Genomic DNA, 18,669 nt, shown 5'->3' with positions numbered 1-18,669 from the left:
ATATTCTTGATTGAATTTAACGATTAATGTGCTTACTGTGGAGCCGTGACCGACATCCGACCGCTCCATCTCGCTGTCGCGCTCGACGGCGCCGGGTGGCACCCCGCTGCCTGGCGCGAGCCGGACGCCTCCCCCGACCGGCTGTTCACCGCCGCCTACTGGGCCGACCTCGCCGCCGAAGCCGAGCACGGGCTGCTCGACTTCATCACGATCGAGGACTCGCTCGGCCTGCAGTCGGCGCGCTACGACGGGCCTGACCCCCGGACCGACCAGGTGCGCGGCCGTCTGGACGCCGTCTTGATCGCCAGCCGGATCGCGCCGCTGACAAGCAACATCGGGCTCGTGCCGACCGCCACGGTCACGCACACAGAACCGTTTCACGTGTCCAAGGCGATCGCGACCCTGGACTACATCAGCTACGGCCGGGCGGGCTGGCGCGCGCAGCTCTCAAGACCCTGGGAGAACTCCCTGTTCGGGCGGCGGGAGGACAGCGCGTTCCTGCTGGCGGATTACCAGACGCCCGAGGGGCAGCGCGAGCTCGCGGACCGCTTCGACGAGGCCGCCGACTTCGCGGAAGTGGTCCGCGAGCTGTGGGACTCCTGGGAAGACGACGCCGAGATCAGGGACGCCGCCACCGGGCGGTTCATCGACAGGGACAAGCTGCACTACATCGACTTCAAGGGCCGCTGGTTCGCCGTCCGCGGCCCGTCCATCACGCCGCGGCCGCCGCAGGGCCAGCCCCTCGTCACCGCGCTGGCCCACGCCACGATTCCGTACCGGTTCGCCGCCAGGACCAGCGACATCGTGTACGTGACACCGCGTGACGCCGGCCACGCGCGCGCGATCGTCGCGGAGGTCCGCGCCGAGCAGGAGGCAGCCGGGCGCGCCGGCCAGACCCTGCACGTCTTCGGCGACCTGGTGGTCTTCCTCGGCCAGAGCGCGGAAGAAGCCGCCGCGCGCAAGGCGCGGCTCGACCAGGCGGCGGGCTCGCAGTACGCGAGCGACGCCCTCATCTTCGCCGGTACCCCGGCCCAGCTCGCAGACCTCCTGCTCGACTGGCAGGATGCCGGGTTGTCCGGGTTCCGGCTGCGGCCGGCGGCGATCCCCGGCGACCTGCGCCAGGTCACCAGAGAACTGGTGCCGCAATTGCAGCGGCGCGGTTCGTTCCGTACCTGCTATACCGCGACCACCCTGCGCGGGCACCTCGGGCTCCCCCGGCCAGCCAATCGCTACGCGACCGCCCGCTGACGGGAGGGTCATGAGCACGCCACGCAAGCAGGTCATCCTCGGCGCGTACGTCGGGGGCGTCAACCATCACACGGTCTGGTCCGACCCGGCGGCGGGCAGCCAGGCCGACTTCTCGACCTTCGGTCACGTCGCGCAGACGGCCGAGCGCGGGAAGTTCGACTTCTTCTTCCTCGCCGAAGGGCTGATCCTGCGCGAGCGGCTCGGGCTGATCTTCGACCAGGACATCGTCGGCAGGCCGGATACGCTGCCGGTACTCGCGGCAATCACCGCCGTCACGTCGCATCTCGGGGTTGTCGGCACGCTGAACGCCACGTTCAACGAGCCCTATGAGCTGGCCAGGCAGCTCGCCTCCCTCGACCACCTGTCGGGCGGGCGGGCCGGATGGAACGTGGTCACCTCTTTCGACGCGTTCACCGGGCAGAACTTCCGGCGCGGCGGGTTCCTGCACCGCGATGACCGGTACGTGCGGGCCGGCGAGTTCATCCAGGTAGCCCGCCAGCTGTGGGATTCCTGGCCGCCCGGGGCGGTCGCAGCCGACAAGGCCAGCGGCGAGTTTGTCCGTGACTCCGCTGTCGGGACGTTCGGGCACCACGGGAAGCAGTTCGACATCAGCGGGCAGTTCAGCGTGCCGCGCTCGCCGCAGGGACGGCCTGTCATCCTGCAGGCGGGCGTCTCACCGCAGGGCAGGGACTTCGCCTCGGCGAACGCGGACGCGATCTTCTCCCCCTACCACCAGCTCGACGAGGCGCAGGCGTTCTACCGTGACATCAACGCCCGGGTGGTCGCCCACGGCCGCCCGGCCGGCTCGGTGAAGCTGCTGCCGTCCGCCTCGTTCGTGCTCGGCGACACGCGGGCCGAGGCGCTGGAACGGCACCGCGAGATCAGCCATGCCCAGGTCAGCGGGCAGACCGCGCAGATACTGTTCGAGAGCGTGTGGAACCGCGACCTGTCCGGCTACGATCCGGACGGACCGCTGCCCGACATCGACCCGGACCCGGCGGGGCCCCGCGTCATCCAGGGCCGCGCGGTGCTGTCCCAGGACCCGTTCGAGACCGTGGCACGGTGGCGGGCGCTGGCCGCCGAGCACGGGTACAGCCTGCGGGAGACAGCTATCCACGTCTTCAGCCGCACCGAGTTCATCGGCACGCCGTCCTCGGTGGGCGAGCGCATCGACTCGTTCGTGCAGGACGACGGCTCGGACGGGTTCATCCTCGGCTCGCACCTGACCCCTGGCGGGCTGGACGAGTTCGTGGCCAAGGTCGTCCCGCTGCTGCAGGAGCGCGGCTCGCTGCGGGCTGACTACACCGGCACCACGCTGCGCGACAACCTCGCCATCCCGGTACCGCAGCCCGCGGCGGGCACGGCGGCCGCCTGACGCCGCCAGCCGGAGCTTGAGCGAAGGCCCCGGGTGAGGTTATCGTCCATGAATACTACTAGATTAGTAGGTAATAAGGGATGCTATGAGCAGTACGCCAACGGCCGTTCCGCCTGCCGGGCCATGGCTGGCTCACCTGCGGCGCGAGGCCGAACGGTTCACGCAGGTGGTCAGGCAGTCCCCGCTGCGGGCGCACGTGCCCACGTACCCGGACTTCACCGTGCACAGCCTGGCCGCCCACATCGGCCGGGCGCTGCGGTTGTTCCAGGGCATCATCAGCACCGATGGCCCCGCCGACGGCGCGGGCTACCAGTCCGTGCAGGTTCCCGCGGGCGAGGAAATCGCCGACTGGGTGGCGGCGGGCCTCGACCCGCTGCTCACGCTGCTCAGCGCGGTTCCGCCGGACAAGCCGGTGCCCTTCCCGCACCAGGCCGGGGAGCGGCCCGCCGGGCTGATCGCCCCGCTGCTGGCCGTCGAGGTCGGCGTGCACCGCTGGGACGTGGAGTCCGTGCTCGGCGAGCACGTTCCCATCCCCGCCGACCTGGCCGTGCAGGAAGTGGAGAGCGTGTTCGCGAACTTCGTCCCGCGGCTGGCCGGCAGCGGCGTGGCGGACATCGGCGGTACCGTGTGGCTGCGGACCACGGACACGGGAGCCGCCTGGAGCGCCCGGGTGGACGACGGCCGCCTGGTGACCGAGCGGGCACCCGACGGCCCGTGCGACACCGCGGTCGTCGCGGCCGGCGCGGCGCAAGACATCGCGCTGCTTGTCTGGAAACGGGCGCTGCCGCCCCGGCCCGAACTTGAGGTAACCGGTGCGCCGGATGTCCTCAAGCGCTTCCTGGCGACCGACTACATCCCGGATCCGCGCACCACGCCCGCGCACTGAGTCCCGCGCCGGCCCCCGTGGCTTCCGCGAGGAAGGAACCCGTCAATGGCTGAGCAGCCCGCGCCGCTGTCGATCCTCGACCTGTCTCCGGTCAGCGAGGGATCGACCCCTGCGGTCGCCCTCCGGAACACCCTCGACCTGGCCCGGCGCGCCGAGGAGTTCGGCTACCACCGGTACTGGGTCGCCGAGCACCACTTCCTGCCCGGCGTGGTCTCCTCCTCCCCCGCGGTGCTGATCGGGGCGATCGCGGCAGCGACCTCCCGGATCAGGGTCGGCTCAGGAGCGGTGCAGCTCGGCCACCAGACCGCCGCCGCCGTGGTGGAGGCGTTCGGCACGCTGGCCGAGCTGTACCCGGGACGGATCGACCTGGGCATCGGGCGGTCCGGCCAGCGGCGGCAGGAGATGGCCAGGCAGCAGACGCAGGCGGGGTCGCCGGACGCGGTCAAGCCGACCGGGCCGCGGACGGTGAACGGGCTGCTCATCCCCGCGCGGTTCTCGTTCGCGCACCTGCTGCGCTCGCCCCGGTTCGCCGTGCAGGGCGCGCTGCTGCAGCAGCCGGGCGCGGAGGTACCCGACTTCCCCGGGCAAGTGAACGACATCCTCGCGCTGCTCGCCGGCACCTACGAGTCGGACGGGATCGCCGTCCAGGCGATGCCCGGCACGGGCGTGGACGCGCAGGTGTGGGTCCTGGGCTCGAGCGGAGGCCAGTCAGCCCAGGTGGCCGGCGCCCTCGGGCTTCCTTTCGCGGCGAACTACCACGTCAGCCCCGCGACCACGCTCGAGGCGGTGGATGCCTACCGGGCGGCGTTCACGCCCTCGGAGGTGCTGGCGGAACCGTACATCATGGTGTCCGCGGACGCCGTGGTCGGGGCAACCGATGACCAGGCGCACGAACTGGCCGCCGGGTATGGCATGTGGGTGCGCTCGATCAGGTCAGGGGAGGGCGCGATGCGGTTCCCCTCGCCGGCCGCGGTGGCCGCCTTCGAGTGGACCGGCGAAGACCGGGCGCTCGTCGAGGACCGAGTGACGACCCAGTTCGTCGGGTCGCCCGTGACGGTGGCCAAGCACCTGCGCGTGCTGCAGGAGGCGGCCGGCGCGGATGAGGTGCTCGTCACCGCGATCACCTACCGGCACGAGGACCGGGTCCGGTCCTTTGAGTTGCTCGCCCGCGAGTGGGGTCGCTCCTGACGAGGACCCTGCCCCGGGGCAGGCGTCGCGAGAGCAGGGTATGGACTAAATCCTATTAACTCAGTAGGTTTAATTGGAAAGCTGAAGCTGGCCTGACGTAATCGTTTCGGAGGAGAATGTGTCCGGGGATCCGACCTCTGCGGGCGGCAGACGCCCGGGTAGCCGGCTGCGTGCCGGGACGACCGGCACGGCACTAGCGGTCGCGGCCTTGCTGGCGCTGGCCGCGTGCAGCGGCGCGAGCAGCAGTTCGTCGGCCTCGAGTCCGGCGAGTTCCGCCAGTTCGGTCGCCACCGCCCCGGCGACCGGGTCGGCCAACCCGGCGGTCGACCAGAGCGTCAAGGGCTGCCCCACCACCGGCGGGACGCTGACCGTCGACCTCGACGAGCAGGTGCTGGCCGACCTCGACCCGAGCTACACGCCGGAGGCCGTCGCCTACCGGGTGATCCGGGGTGTCTTCGACAGCCTGGTCTACGAGGGCGCCAACGGGCAGTTCACGCCCTGGCTGGCCACGAGCTGGACGGCGAACTCCACCGACACGTCCTACACGTTCATCCTGCGCAAGGGCGTCACGTTCTCCGACGGCACCCCGCTGAACGCGGCGGCGGTCAAGTACACGTTCGACCGGATCGAGAGCCCGGCGGAGGGGTCGCTGTTCGCGATCGCGCTGCTCGGCCCGTACAAGGACTCGGTCGTCAACAGCACCTACAGCGTCACGGTCAACTTCAGCGCGCCCTACCCCGGCTTCCTCGAGGCGGCCAGCCAGGCGTTCCTCGGGATCGTCAGCCCGACCGCGGTGGAAAAGGAGGGCAACGCGGGCTTCGGGGAGCACCCGGTCGGATCGGGGCCGTTTGAGATCACCTCCAACATCGCCAACCAGTCCATCACCGAGGTCCGCAACCCGAACTACGACTGGGGCCCGGCCGGCCTGAACCACCAGGGAGCGGCCTGCCTGTCGAAGATCATCTTCACTGAGGTGCCGACCGAGAGCACCCGGGCCGGGCAGCTCGAGCACGGCCAGGTCGACGCCGCCGAGACCATCCTGCCCCCCGACTACACCACGGTGAAGGGCGACCCGAACCTCAGGCTCTACGTGGTGCCCGGCGCCGGCGCGGCCTACCAGTACGAGATCAACACCGCCCAGGCCCCGTGGAACAACACCCAGCTGCGGATAGCGCTGCGCGACGCGATCAACCTGCCGGCCATCCTCACGGCCGTCTACCAGGGCGAGTACACCCAGGCCTGGGGCCCGCTCATGCCGAACACCGCGTTCTACGACCCGGCGGTGCAGAACTCCTGGTCCTACGACCCCACGCTCGCCGACAGCATCCTGCAGAAGGCGGGCTGGGTGCTCGGCAGCGACGGCTACCGGCACAAGGACGGGCAGACGCTGTCGATCGCGTTCGAGGGCTCCACCCCGGACCGGGAGCTGCGCCAGGAGGTGAGCGTCTACATCCAGGCGTACCTCAAGGCCGTGGGCATCGACATGACGATCACCAACCTCACGGCCCAGGCGGCGATCGCCGGCGAGGAGTCCGACAAGTACGGGATCGTCGCGACGTCGTTCATCACCGCCTCGCCGAGCATCCTGTACGACTTCTTCGACTCCGCGCTGATCCCGGGCAACGGCAAGAGCGGCGAGAACGGCTCCCGCCTTGACAACGCGACCGTGGACAACTGGCTGGCCATCGCCGAGACGTCGACCAACCCGTCGGTAGAGACCACGTACTGGGACGACGTACAGGAGTACGTGGTGAAGAACGCGGTCGTGATCCCGATCGAGCTCGAGCCGTACATCCTCGCCACCACGTCGGCGGTGCACGGCCTTGCGTTCGACAGGCGCGACTACCCGATGTACTACGGGGTTTGGCTGGCGAGCTGATGCTCGGGGTTGTCGGGCGGAGGATCGCCGTCGGCATCCCGGTCATCATCGGCGTGACCGCGATCATCTTCTTCGTGCTGCGGGTGCTGCCCGGCAACCCCGTTGACATCATCACCGCGGGCGCGCCCACCACCCCGGCCGAACGGCAGGACATCATCAACGAGTTCGGGCTGAACAAGCCGGTGCTCGCGCAGTTCGGCAGCTTCCTGTGGGGCGCGCTGCACGGTAACTTCGGCGACTCGTTCTCGACCAGGCTGCCGGTGGTGAGCCAGATCAGCCAGCAGTCGATGGCCACCGTCGAGCTGGCCGCGGCGGCGATGGCGGCGACCGCGGTGCTCGGGATCGGCCTGGGGGCGGTGTCCGCGCTGACGTACGGCAGCTGGATCGACGCGGCGATCCGCGCGGTCACGCTGCTCGGCAGCTCGATGCCGATCATCTTGACCGGCCCGCTGCTGATCCTGCTGCTCTCGTTCACCGTGCACCTGTTCCCCGCCACCGGAAGCGGGTCGTTCTCCCAGCTCGTGCTGCCCGCGCTGGCGCTGGCGCTGTTCGCGTGCGGGGTGATCGTCCGGCTGGTGCGCTCGTCCATGCTCGAGGTGAAGAGCCAGGAGTTCGTCACCGCGCTGCGCGCCAAGGGCGTCGGCGAGGCACGGATCTGGCTGCGGCACATTCTGCGCAACGCGCTCGTGCCCGCGGTGACCCTGCTCGGCGTCCAGCTCGGCACGCTGCTGTCCGGCGCGGTGGTGGCCGAGACCGTGTTCGGCAGGCAGGGCCTGGGCAGCCTGCTCGTCACCGGCATCGACAACAAGGACTACCCCATGGTGCAGGCGATCGTCTTGATCATCGCGACCGCCTACATCGTGCTGAACATCATCGTCGACGTCTGCTACTCGCTGCTCGACCCGCGGGTGCGCGTCCAGACGGCCGGGTGATGGGCACGGACGGCATGGACGTCAAGGTGCCGGCGGACCAGGTGGCGGCACGGTCCGCGCCGGACGCCGGCACAGGCGTGCGGGTGCTGCCACTGATCCTGGGCCGGTGGGGACCGCTCGGGCGTCCGGCCGTGGCCCGCCGTCGCCGGGCCCGCCGGGCGTCCCGGGCGTCCCGGGCGGCTCGGGTCCGCGCCAGGATCGGGCTGATCATCGCCGCGGCCTTCCTGGTGCTGCTGGTCTTGTGGGCGATCGTCCCAGGCGTCTTCGCGGGCACGGACCCGACGGCGGTGAACCCGCTGGCCGCGCTGACCGGGCCGTCCGTGCACAACTTCCTCGGCACCGACCAGTACGGCCGCAGCATCTACGACGAGCTGGTCTACGGCGCCCGCCCCGCCCTGGAGGTGGGCGTGGGCAGCACGCTGCTCGGCGGGGCGGTCGGCTCGCTGATCGGGATCGTGGGCGGCTACCTGGGCGGCTGGTTCGACCTGCTGATCATGCGGCTGATCGACATGCTGCTCGCGCTGCCCGGCCTGCTGCTCGCGCTGATCTTCATCGCGGCGCTGCCGCGAACCCTGTCGAACGAGATTTTCGCGATCGCGATCGCCTCGGTCCCCATCTTCGCCCGCGTGCTGCGCGGCCAGGCCGTCCAGGTGCGCAGCCGGCCGTTCGTGGACGCGGCGGTCGTGTCCGGGCTGCGCCGCCGCACGATCGTGATCAGGCACGTCATCCCGAACTGCGTGGCACCCGCCATGGAGCTCGCCACCGTGTACGTCGGGGTGGCGATCGTGATCGCCGCCTCGCTCAGCTTCCTCGGCCTCGGCCCGAGCGAGGTGGTGCCGGACTGGGGCACGCTGATCCAGAGCGGCCAGGGCTACATCGACCACGACTGGTGGATCTCGGTGTTCCCCGGCGTGACAGTGACGCTCGCCGTCATCGCGCTCAGCATCCTCGGGGATCGGCTGCGGGGCGCGCTGGAGCCGGTCCGTGGCTGAGCTTTCCGATACGGAACGGACGGTGGCGCCTCGCTTCGGCCGCGGGCTGTCCGTCCAGGGGCTGTCGATCAGCTACGACTCCCCGTGGGGCACGAGGAGCCTCGTCAGGGACGTCAGCTTCGACATCGGCCCCGGGCAGATCGTCTGCCTGGTGGGCGAGTCGGGCAGCGGCAAGACGCTGACGGGCCGTGCGATCACGGGCCTGGTGCGGCATTCGGCGCGGCTGCGGGCGACGGGCACGATCACTTTCGGCGGGCGGGAGCTGACCGCGCTGCCCGAACGCGAGCTGCGCCGCATCCGCGGCGGGCAGATCGGCATGATCTTCCAGGACCCGACGGCCGCGCTTGACCCCGTGATCCGCGTCGGCGACCAGATCGCGGAGGCGATCGCCAGGCACGGCACGGCGGACGGGCGGCGCGCCAGGCGGCGCAAGGTGACCGAGCTGCTCACCCAGGTCGGCATCACCGACCCGGAGCTGCGGGCCCGTCAGTTCCCGCACGAGATCTCCGGCGGCATGTGCCAGCGGGTGCTGATCGCGATCGCGCTGGCCGGCGACCCGAGCCTGCTGATCGCCGACGAGCCGACGACGGCGCTCGACGTCACCATCCAGGCGCAGGTGCTCGACCTGATCAGTCAGCTGTGCAGCCAACGCCGCATGTCGGTCTTGCTGATCACCCACGACATGGGCGTGGCCGCGCAGCTAGCCGACCAGGTCGTCGTGATGTACGCCGGATCCGTGGTGGAGATCGCGCCGGTGGCCGCTTTCTTCCTGCGGCCAGGCCACCCCTATAGCCTCGGCCTGGTGCAGGCGGTCCCCCGGGTGGACGCACCGCGCGCGCGGCGCCTGCCGGCCATTCCCGGCACCGTCCCCGAGGCCGCCGACCGGCCGCCCGGCTGCCCGTTCCAGGCCCGCTGCCCGCTGAAGCTCGCGGTGTGCGAACGCGAGCAGCCGCCCCTGGCGGCGGCCGGCCAATCCCCCGGCCCGCAGTCCCCCGGCCCGCGGCACCTCGTCGCCTGCCACCGGTCGGCCGAGTTGCTTGCCGGCGGGCTCACCGTATGGTCCGCGACGGCGGTGACGTCATGACGGGCGGGGCCGGTCCTGCCGACGCCGGCCGGGCACACGCCGGCCTGGGTCCCGTCGTGGAGGTCAGCGACGTCGTCAAGCGTTACCGGCTCCGCGGCGCGGGCGGGCGGACGGTGCGCGCGCTCGACGGCGTGTCGCTCACGGTCGGCAGGCAGCGCACGTACGGCCTCGTCGGGGAGTCAGGCTCAGGCAAGACGACACTGGGCCGGGTGCTGCTCCGGCTTGAGGACCCGGACTCGGGACAGATCACCTTCGACGGGCAGGACTGGCTCGCCCAGCGCGGCGAGCGGCTCCGCCAGGCGCGCAAGGAGATCCAGGCCATCTTCCAGGATCCGCTCGGCTCACTGGACCCGAGGCGGACAGCCGGCTACGCGATCGGCGAGGCGCTCGCGGCGCACGGCCTGGCGGGGGACAAGGCGGCGCGCGAACGGCAGGCCGCCGGGCTGCTCGACATCGTCGGGCTGCCCGCCGAAGTGGCCCGCCGCCATCCCGCCGAGCTGTCCGGCGGGCAGCGCCAGCGCGTGACGATCGCTCGGGCGATCGCCGTCCGCCCGAAGTTCGTCGTCTGCGACGAGCCGACGTCCGCGCTCGACGTGTCGGTCCAGGCGCAGATCATCAACCTGCTGTCCGACCTTCAGGAGTCGCTCGGCGTCAGCTACCTGTTCATTTCGCACAGCCTCGCCGCCGTGCGGCACATCGCCGACCGGGTAGGCGTGATGTACCTCGGGAAGATCGTGGAGGAGGGGCCGGCGAGCAGGCTCTTCAGCGCGCCGCAACACCCGTACACCAGCGCGCTGCTCGCCGCCGCCCCCGTTCCCGACCCCAGCGCCGCCCCCGCCCGCGGTGCCGGTACTCGCCACCTCGGCGGCGAGGTCCCGTCCGCGGCCGTGCTGCCGTCCGGGTGCCGGTTCAGGCTGCGCTGCCCCCGCGCCCAGGCCGTCTGCGCCCAGGAGGAGCCGCTGCTCAGCGAGGTATCGGCAGGCCACGCGGTCGCCTGCCACTTCCCCGGCCCCAGCTTAGAGAGGTGGCGTTCAGATGGCGATTCCCGTCGACTCCGCCCCCGTCATCGGATCGCTGTCGCTGCTGGTGCCGGGCAGCTTCACCGATAGCGATCCCTATCGGGGTCTGGAGAACACCCTGCGGCTTTTCGAGTACGGGGAGCAGCTGGGCCTCGACGGGGCATGGATACGCCAGCAGCACCTGGTCCCCAACGTGTCCTCCGCGCCGGTGTTCCTCGCCGCCGCGTCGCAGCGCACCCGGCGCGTCGAACTCGGCACCGCGGTCATCCCGATCGGTTACGAGAGCCCGTTCCGCCTGGCCGAGGACCTGTCGATGGCCGATGTGCTGTCCCGGGGGCGGCTGCAGGTGGGGTTCAGCGCCGGCACCCCGACGAACTCCGAGCTGCTGGCCGGGCTGGTCTTCGACGGCGACTGGCGCGGCTACGACTTCTCCCACGCCCGGATAGCCAGGCTGGCGGACAATCTCCGGGGAGAGTTCCTTGGCGGCGCGGACACCGTCGTGCCGCACCCGGCCGGGCCGCAGCGGCCCAGGCTCCAGCCGCACAACCCAGGCCTGGCCGAGCGGCTGTGGTACGGGGCGGGCAGCCTGCGATCGGTGGCGTGGGCGGCCGAGCACGGGCTGCATCTGGTGGTCGGCAACATCTGCGCGGGCGAGGGGCTGGACACCGACGACTTCGGCACCGCACAGCTGTCCCAGATCCGCACCTACCGGCAGAAGTTCACCGGCCCCGGCCGCCCAAGGGTGGTGGCCGGCCGGGTCATCGTGCCGCTGGACAGCGCGGACGCCGCCACCCGTGGCAAGTACCGCGAGTATCAGGCGTCGCGCCACCAGCGGACCCTGGCCCCGATAGGCGAGCGGCGCATCCTGATCGCCCGCGACCTGGTAGGAACCTCGGCGGAGATCGTCGAGTGGCTGCGCGCCGACCCGGTGCTCGCGGAGGTCACCGAGCTCCAGCTAGAACTGCCTTACGCGTTCGCGCACGAGGAGTATCGGCAGATCCTGTTCGACGTCGCCGCGTCGATCGCACCGCGGCTCGGCTGGTCGCCGCCGGCGTGACCTCAGGTGATGCTCAGGCCCGGGCCGTGCTTGCGCGGCTCGCGGCGTCGCGGGCGAGCTCGCCGACCAGGCGCCAGGTGCGCAGGCGTTCCTCGTCGGTGGCGAAGGCGGCCGGGCTTACCCGGACGTCGGTCGCGCCCGCGTCGAGGTATCGCCGCAGCCCGGCCGCGACGGTATCCTCGTCGCCGACCAGCGCCAGGTCGGCGGGGTGGCTGATGCCCTCACGCTCCAGGGCGGCCTGGTAGGAAGGGTTGCGGGCGTTGCCGCCCAGGTAGCGGTGGGCATACGCGCGCGCGCCGTCGGGATCGGCGGTCACGCTGGCAGGCACCCCCGCGGCGATCCGCGGCGCCGGGCGGCCTGCGGCCGCCGCGGCGGCGGTGATCGCGGGGACGATGAGGGATTCCAGGGAACCCGGTCCGGCGAGGTAGGGCAGCGTGCCGTCGGCGAGTTCGCCGGCCGCCCGCAGGGCCTGCGGTCCCATGGCGGCCACCAGCAGCGGGACCCGCGGCGTCACGCCGCCGCGCAGGGCCGCCGGCGGCACGTTCGACAAGTCCGCGGTGACCGTCGCGCCCCGGACCTCGGCGGTCCCCGTGTCGAGCAGCGAGCGCACTATCCGCAGGTAGTCGCGCAGGTGCCGGATGGGCCGGTCGTACGGCACGCCGAACACGCCTTCCACCTGCGCCTTGTGGCCGAGCCCGATGCCGAGCGCGAACCGCCCGCCGGCGGCGAGCTGCGCCGCCTTGGCCTGGCTGGCGAGCGTGACCGGGTGGCGGGGGTACATCGGCACGGCGGCGATCCCGATCATGACCCGCGGGACCTCGCGCGCCACCAGGGCGGCGACCGTGATGCCGTCCAGGTCGATCCCCTGGTTGAGCCAGATGTCGTCCACCCCGGCCGCTTCGGCCTCGCGGGCGCGCTCGACCGCGAAGCTCAGCGCGTCGGCGCCGCCCAGCGCCGAGGCCGGCGCCGACGTCAGCAGCGAGATCCCGAAACTCATGACACGACCGCCTTTAAGATAATCCCTACTGGATTTGTAGGCTAATACATGGCGCAAGCGGAAGCGAAGGCGGATGATCACGCAGCCGGGGCGTTACGGCGTCTTCGGGCGCGCGGTCGTGCTGACGACCGAGCGGGCCCGCGTCCTCGCTGCGCCGGCTCGGCTTCACCGAGCAGCACACGGCCGGCGAGGGCAGCGACCGGCTGATCGACGCGCTCGTCGTCTCGGGCGGCGACACGCAGATCAGGCGGCGCCTGCAAGAACACCACGCTGCAGGCGCGGACCACGTCGCCGTCCAGCTGACCGCCGGGCCCGGCAGCGACCTCGACGCGGGCTTTCGCCGGCTGGCCCAGATCCTGGCGCTTCCCGCGCCACGGTTATGCCGGATCGCCGATGACGGGCCGCGGGTGCCGGCCGGTCCTATCGTGGCAGCGTGACCGGTCGCAACGGGGACGGCCCCTACCTTGATCTGGATCGCGGTGCCTGGCGCGGCTTGCGCGCCAGTACCCCGATGTCACTGACCGCCGAGGACCTGGACGCGCTGCGCGGGCTCACCGACCCGATCCGGCTCAGCGAGGTGGCGGACATTTACCTGCCGCTGAGCAGGCTGCTGCGCCTGTATTACGAGGCGAGCGCGGGGCTGCGCGAGACGGTGGGGGCGTTCCTCGGACAGCAGATCCGGCCGGCGCCGTTCATCATCGCGGTCGCGGGCAGCGTCGCCGTCGGCAAGTCCACCACCGCCCGGGTGCTCCAGGCGCTGGTCAGGCAGTGGCCGCAGCGCCCGCGCACCGAACTGGTGACCACCGACAACTTCCTGTACCCCAACGTCGTGCTCGAACAGCGCGGCCTGACCAACCGCAAGGGCTTCCCTGAGTCCTACGACCGCCGGGCCCTGCTGCGGTTCGTCCAGCAGGTGCGAGCCGGCGCGCCCGAGGTCACCGCGCCGGTGTACTCGCACGTGGCCTACGACATCCTCCCCGGGCGGCGGCAGTTGGTGCGGCGGCCTGACGTGCTGATCCTGGAAGGGATCAACGTCCTGCAGCCAGCCCCGGCCGGCGCTCTCGCGCTCGCCGACTTCTTCGACTTCTCCGTCTACGTCGACGCGCGCACCGACCACATCCAGCAGTGGTTCCTCGCCCGGCTGCGCGCGCTGCGCGCTACCGCCTTCACCAACCCGCGGTCACCGTTCCGGGCACTCGCCCAGGCCAGCGCCGCGCAGGTCGACGCGTTCGGCGCGCAGGTCTGGAAGACCGTCAACGAAGTCAACCTGATCGAGAACATCCAGCCCACCCGCGCCAGGGCCACCCTCGTCCTGCACAAGGCGGCCGACCACTCGGTGACCCGCGTCCGGCTGCGCCGGTTCTGAGCGGTCTGTCAGCAGGCTTCGCCCGTACAGCTCCACCATGCCTCCCTTTCGCGGCTGGCCGCGGACGTCACGCCGGGTCGCGCTCGATCGGGCAGGTCATGCAGCGGGGGCCGCCGCGCCCGCGGCCGAGTTCCTCGCCGGGGACGCTGATCACCTCGATGCCGTGCTTGCGCAGCATCGTGTTGGTGGCGACGTTGCGCTCGTAGCCGAGGATCACGCCGGGGGCGACGGCCAGGTAGTTGTTCCCGTCGTCCCACTGCTCCCGTTCGGCGGCCCTGATGTCCTCGTCGGTGGTGAGCACCGTGATCTGGTCCACTCCCAGCGCCTGCGCCAGGGTGTCCCACAGATCGTGGTTGCGGACGACCCGCGGGCCGCCGCCGTTGCCGCCGCCTGCGGTGAGCGTCCAGGACCGCAGCTGCGGGTCGATGTAGGGATAGAGCACGAAGGTGCCGCGGTCGATCATCGTCATGACCGTGTCCAGGTGCATCATCGCGTGCGACCGCGGCAGCTCGACGGCGATCACCGTGCTGGCCTGCCCGCTGTCGAACAGGGCGCGGGACAGGATTTCCACCGCCATCGGGGTGGTCCGTTCGCCCATGCCGATCAGCACCGCGCCGTTCCCGACGACGTGCACGTCGCCGCCTTCGACGGTCGCGGGCAGATGGCTGGCGTCGTCGTCGCCGTAGTAGGTGACGAACGTGGTCCCCGCGAACAGCGGGTGGTAGCGGTAGATCGCCCGGATGTGCAGCGTCTCCCGCTGGCGGGCCGGCTTGGCCATCGGGTTGACCGAGACCCCGCCGTAAATCCAGCACGAGTTGTCCCGCGGGAACAGGTGGTTGGGCAGCGGCGGGAGCAGGAAGTCATCGGCCCGCAGGATGTCCCACCGCAGGCTGTGCGCCCGCATGGGCTGCAGGTCGGCCTTGAGGATCCCGCCCACGAGGTACTCGGCCAGCTGCGGGCCGTCCAGGTCATCGGCAAGCTGCCGCAGCGGCTGCACCAGCCCGGGGCCCACCATCTCCGCGGTGAGCACCCGGTCGAGCACGTACTGCCTGCCCTCGGGCAGCTGCAGTGTCTCGGCGAGCAGCTGCCCGAAATAGTGCACGCGGACGCCGTTCTCGCGCAGCGTCTCGGCGAACACGTCGTGCTCTTCCTTGGCCCTGCTGGCCCACATCACGTCGTCGAACAGCAGCCCGCCGATGTTCTGCGGGGTCAGCCTGGACAGTTCCAGGCCGGGCCGGTGGACGATGGCCTGGCGGAGCTGGCCGACCTCCGATCGCACGTTGAAGCTCATCGTTACCGCCTCCTCCACCTCGTCACGCGGCAGCCGGCCGCTGGCTGGGCACGTCGGCGGGCGGGCTGTCCGGCGGCCCGGCAGGCGGGATGTCCGCCGGCTCGGCCGCCTGGCCGAGGCGCTCCCTGCGGGCCTTCAGGAACGGGTAGATGATCAGCCCGACCATCACCGCAAGCAGGGCCTGATAGACGGCCGACCAGCCGGCCGCGAACGTCACCCACAGGGAGAACAGCACTCCGGCGCCGCTGATCGTCAGGTCACGCCCCAGCAGCCAGCCCTGCACACGGCGGCGGCGGGACACCAGGTAGGCCAGCTGCGCCAGGGCCGACATGAAGTACGGGATCGCGACCGTGACCACGGTCAGGTCGACCAGGTACGTGAACACCGTCAGCCCGGACTTGGTGGTGTAACTCCACAGCATCAGCAGCGAGGGCAGCACGGCGGCGAGCACGATCCCGAACCAGGCCGAGTCCTTGCGATCGGTCCACGCGAACGGGCGCGGGAACAGGTTGTTGTCGGCGGCCGCGCGGGACACCTCGGCGGTGACCAGCGTCCAGCCGTTCAGCGCGCCGATGCCGGACACGACCGCGACGGCCGCGACCAGCTTGCCGGCCCATGCGCTGTGGCCGAAGATCGTCTCGAAGGCCGGGACGAACGGCGCGCCCGTGACCACCAGCGTCTTGTGCGCGACCAGGCCCATCACCGCGGCGGAGGCGAGCAGGTACAGGACCGCGCTGGCGGCGGTGCCGTACACCGAGGCCCGGCCGACGTTCTCGCGCGGGTCGCGGACCCGCTTGGCGGTGATCGCCGCGACCTCGACGCCGATGAACGAGAACAGCGCCACCCCGGCCGCGATCCCGATCGCGCTGTACAGGCTGCCGCCCGAGGCGTTGAACGCGCCGAAGTGCCCCGCGGACACGAAGAACCAGCCGACCACGCCGACGAACAGCAGCGGCAGGAACTTCAGCACCACGGTCAGGTTCTGGAACCAGGCCATCTGCCGCACTCCGGCCAGGTTCACGGCGGCGGGGACCCACAGCCCGAGCAGCGCGATGCCCCAGTTCGTCATCGACGACGGGCGGCTGATCCCGAACAGGGCATCCACGTAGAACACCCAGGACGCCACGATGGCGGCGTTGCCCGCCCAGGCCTGGACCCAGTAGCACCAGCCGGTCAGGTAGCCGGCGAAGTCACCGAACTCGTGCCTGGCGTAGGCGAACAGCCCGCCGTCGGAGTTCGGCACCCGCCGGGTCAGCTGGCCGAACAGGACCGCGAGCAGCATCGCGCCGACGGCGATCACGGCGAGCGTGACCAGCGAACTTGTTCCCGCGCCGGCCAGCACGGCCGGCATCGTGAACACCCCGGTGCCGATGATCGACCCGACGACCAAGCCGGTCGCCGACGTCACGCCCAGTGCCCTGGCCTTCTGCTCCTGTCGTGACGGCGCCGCCTGCGGCGGTGCCGGTGTTGCCGGTGAGGCCGGACCTCCCGGTTCGTGCGTCCAATGCAGCCAGCGCCGGGCGCCGGTAGTCGCGGACATGACAAATCCCCTCTGCTCGCCTTTCGCGGCATCGACTGGACCCGCGGGTTCAGTCGCTTTCACCGTGCCTCGCCACAAGGGGTACAGACAGGGGGCAACCGACCCGGCTTGGCCGGACGGACGTCCCACGGCGGAGGGTTCGCGGTCGGCTGGAGGGGAACCACGGATCGTTCGGGATAAAAAAAATGCCTTACCGGAACGGACCGGGGCTTCTCCCCCGGGCCCCCGTGCTGACGATCGTCCCGGCCGTACCGTCGAGAAGTGCCGCGGCGTCGTCAAGGCGGCCGATCGCGGCCGGACGGCTGGTGGCCTCGACGAAGCGGCAGACGGCTTCCACCTTGGGCCCCATGGACCCGGCAGGGAATGACCTGGCCCGCAACTGCGCGGGCGTGGCGTGGCGGATGGGCCGGGCCCGCGGGGTGCCGTAGCCGTCGATGACCGCGGTGACGTCGGTGAGGAGCAGCAGCATGTCGGCGCCGAGGGCGGTGGCGAGCAGGGCGGCGGTGAGGTCCTTGTCGAGGACGGCCTCGATGCCGTGCAGGGCTCCATCGGTCCCCTCGACCACGGGCACGCCGCCGCCGCCGGCGCAGATGACGACCGCGCCGCTGCTGACCAGAAGCCTGATCAGGTCCAGTTCCACGACCGCCGTGGGCTCCGGGGACGGCACTACCCTGCGCCAGGCGGTGCCGTCCTTGCGGATGTCCCACCGATGGCGGGCCGCGAGCCGTTTCGCGGTGGCTTCGGCGTAGACCGGACCGACGAACTTGGTGGGATGGGCGAGCGCGGGGTCGTCGGCGCGTACCAGGGTCCGGCAGATCAGGCATCCCACCTGCCGCCCCGCCAGCACGGTGCTCAGCTCCTGGGCAAGCCAGTAGCCGATCATTCCCTGCGTCTGGGCGCCGAGCACGTCGAAGGGAAACGGGTGCGACAGCGCCCGGTCGCCCGCGCTCTCCACGGCCAGCACACCGACCTGCGGGCCGTTGCCGTGGGTGATGATGACCTGGTCATGGCGCAGCAGCGGGGTAAGTGCCCGGACCGCGCTCGCGACATGTGCCTGCTGGATATCGGCGTCGGGTGACTCCCCGCGCTGCAGCAGGGCGTTGCCGCCCAGGGCCGCGACGATCCTCATGACGCAAGGCTAGGGGGACCTTCCTGACTGGGCCAGCTGCGCCAACGGCCCGGCTGTATCGGGCCAGCTGCGCCAATGGCCCAATTGCCTCAACTCCCCGGCATTGGGGCTAGCCCAAGGCTAGGGGGAACGTCCCGGGGCTTCTGCCCGGGCTGGGGCGGTCAGTCCGGCTTGCCGAAGCCGGTGACGGCCAAGGCGAGGAAGACCACGGCGAAGCCGCAGGTGATGCCGACGCACGCGGCGTTGGTCAAGGTGGTGCCGAACAGGGTGACAGTGCTTGAGAACTTCGCCGCGGCCGCCGGCGGCATGTGCTGGGCGGCGAACACGACGCCGCGCAGCGGCGCGACCGCGTAGGTAAGCGGGTTGATCCGGGTCAGCACGGTCAGCCAGCCGGGCAGCCCGCCGAGCGGGAACAGGGCGCCGGACAGGAACAGCATCGGGAACAGCAGCAGCTGCATGACGACCGAGAAGCCCTCCATCCGCTGGATGTGGCTGGCCACGAGCACCCCGAACGCGGTGAGGGAAACCGCCATGAGCAGCTCAAGGCCGATGACCTTCGCCACGAGCAGCGGGGTCAGGCGCACCCCGATCAGCGGGGCGAGGGCCAGCATGATCGTGCCCTGGACGGTGGCGATGCTGGCCCCGCCGAGTGTCTTGCCTGACACCAGCGACATGCGGCTGACCGG

The 18,669-nt window shown here is 71.2% G+C and carries 16 protein-coding genes; 11 read left to right on the top strand and 5 right to left on the bottom strand.

Annotated elements, in window-relative coordinates:
- Window positions 1-45: 45 nt before the first annotated feature.
- From Q1N79_RS24355 to Q1N79_RS24310, 10 genes are all read left to right on the top strand, one after another.
- Complete coding sequence (locus Q1N79_RS24355) at window positions 46-1,248, top strand: LLM class flavin-dependent oxidoreductase (protein WP_367185137.1); 1,203 nt, start codon at window positions 46-48, stop codon at window positions 1,246-1,248.
- A 10-nt stretch (window positions 1,249-1,258) separates the two neighbouring features.
- Window positions 1,259-2,623, top strand: a complete 1,365-nt coding sequence (locus Q1N79_RS24350; RefSeq protein ID WP_300612785.1) for an NtaA/DmoA family FMN-dependent monooxygenase — start codon at window positions 1,259-1,261, stop codon at window positions 2,621-2,623.
- Between the two features lie 85 nt (window positions 2,624-2,708).
- On the top strand, window positions 2,709-3,509 hold the full coding sequence (locus Q1N79_RS24345; RefSeq protein WP_300612784.1) for a maleylpyruvate isomerase family mycothiol-dependent enzyme: 801 nt from the start codon (window positions 2,709-2,711) through the stop codon (window positions 3,507-3,509).
- Window positions 3,510-3,554: 45 nt separating this feature from the next.
- A complete protein-coding gene (locus Q1N79_RS24340) occupies window positions 3,555-4,697 on the top strand; it encodes an LLM class flavin-dependent oxidoreductase (protein WP_300612783.1) in 1,143 nt (380 codons plus the stop codon).
- Between the two features lie 118 nt (window positions 4,698-4,815).
- A complete protein-coding gene (locus Q1N79_RS24335; RefSeq protein WP_300612782.1) occupies window positions 4,816-6,576 on the top strand; it encodes an ABC transporter substrate-binding protein in 1,761 nt (586 codons plus the stop codon).
- Complete coding sequence (locus Q1N79_RS24330; RefSeq protein WP_300612781.1) at window positions 6,561-7,508, top strand: ABC transporter permease; 948 nt, start codon at window positions 6,561-6,563, stop codon at window positions 7,506-7,508. The genes Q1N79_RS24335 and Q1N79_RS24330 overlap by 16 nt, the downstream gene beginning before the upstream one ends.
- Window positions 7,508-8,500, top strand: a complete 993-nt coding sequence (locus Q1N79_RS24325; protein WP_300612780.1) for an ABC transporter permease — start codon at window positions 7,508-7,510, stop codon at window positions 8,498-8,500. Before Q1N79_RS24330 ends, Q1N79_RS24325 begins: the two co-directional genes overlap by 1 nt.
- Window positions 8,493-9,584 carry an ABC transporter ATP-binding protein gene (locus tag Q1N79_RS24320; protein ID WP_300612779.1) on the top strand — a complete coding sequence of 364 codons (1,092 nt, stop codon included), beginning with the start codon at window positions 8,493-8,495 and terminating at the stop codon, window positions 9,582-9,584. Before Q1N79_RS24325 ends, Q1N79_RS24320 begins: the two co-directional genes overlap by 8 nt.
- Window positions 9,581-10,693, top strand: a complete 1,113-nt coding sequence (locus Q1N79_RS24315; protein WP_300612778.1) for an ABC transporter ATP-binding protein — start codon at window positions 9,581-9,583, stop codon at window positions 10,691-10,693. Before Q1N79_RS24320 ends, Q1N79_RS24315 begins: the two co-directional genes overlap by 4 nt.
- Window positions 10,620-11,660 (top strand): LLM class flavin-dependent oxidoreductase, encoded by a 1,041-nt coding sequence (locus Q1N79_RS24310; RefSeq protein ID WP_300612777.1) that lies wholly within the window; start codon window positions 10,620-10,622, stop codon window positions 11,658-11,660. Before Q1N79_RS24315 ends, Q1N79_RS24310 begins: the two co-directional genes overlap by 74 nt.
- Before the next feature lie 13 nt (window positions 11,661-11,673).
- Here Q1N79_RS24310 and Q1N79_RS24305 read toward each other — a convergent pair whose 3' ends face one another.
- On the bottom strand, window positions 11,674-12,657 hold the full coding sequence (locus tag Q1N79_RS24305; RefSeq protein ID WP_300612776.1) for a TIGR03564 family F420-dependent LLM class oxidoreductase: 984 nt from the start codon (window positions 12,655-12,657) through the stop codon (window positions 11,674-11,676).
- Between the two features lie 433 nt (window positions 12,658-13,090).
- Here Q1N79_RS24305 and coaA point away from each other — a divergent pair, with 433 nt between their 5' ends.
- Window positions 13,091-14,023, top strand: a complete 933-nt coding sequence (gene coaA, locus Q1N79_RS24300; protein WP_300612774.1) for a type I pantothenate kinase — start codon at window positions 13,091-13,093, stop codon at window positions 14,021-14,023.
- A 67-nt stretch (window positions 14,024-14,090) separates the two neighbouring features.
- Here the strand turns inward: coaA and Q1N79_RS24295 are convergent, their stop codons facing one another.
- The 4 genes from Q1N79_RS24295 to Q1N79_RS24280 all read right to left on the bottom strand — a co-directional run.
- Entirely contained in the window at window positions 14,091-15,314 is a 1,224-nt protein-coding gene (locus tag Q1N79_RS24295) for an arginine deiminase (protein WP_300612772.1), read from the bottom strand.
- 22 nt (window positions 15,315-15,336) lie between these two features.
- Window positions 15,337-16,722: an amino acid permease gene (locus Q1N79_RS24290; RefSeq protein ID WP_300612771.1), complete on the bottom strand. Its 1,386-nt coding sequence runs from the start codon at window positions 16,720-16,722 to the stop codon at window positions 15,337-15,339.
- 322 nt (window positions 16,723-17,044) lie between these two features.
- Complete coding sequence (locus Q1N79_RS24285) at window positions 17,045-17,983, bottom strand: carbamate kinase (RefSeq protein WP_300612769.1); 939 nt, start codon at window positions 17,981-17,983, stop codon at window positions 17,045-17,047.
- A 161-nt stretch (window positions 17,984-18,144) separates the two neighbouring features.
- Window positions 18,145-18,669, bottom strand: a 525-nt coding sequence (locus Q1N79_RS24280; protein ID WP_300612767.1) for an ABC transporter permease, incomplete at its 5' end; no start/stop codon positions are given.

Source organism: Trebonia sp., assembly GCF_030042015.1.
In the GTDB taxonomy this organism is placed as follows: Bacteria; Actinomycetota; Actinomycetes; order Streptosporangiales; family Streptosporangiaceae; genus Trebonia.
The sequence above is the reverse complement of the archived record's forward strand: the minus strand, read 5'-3'. Positions and strand labels throughout refer to the sequence as shown.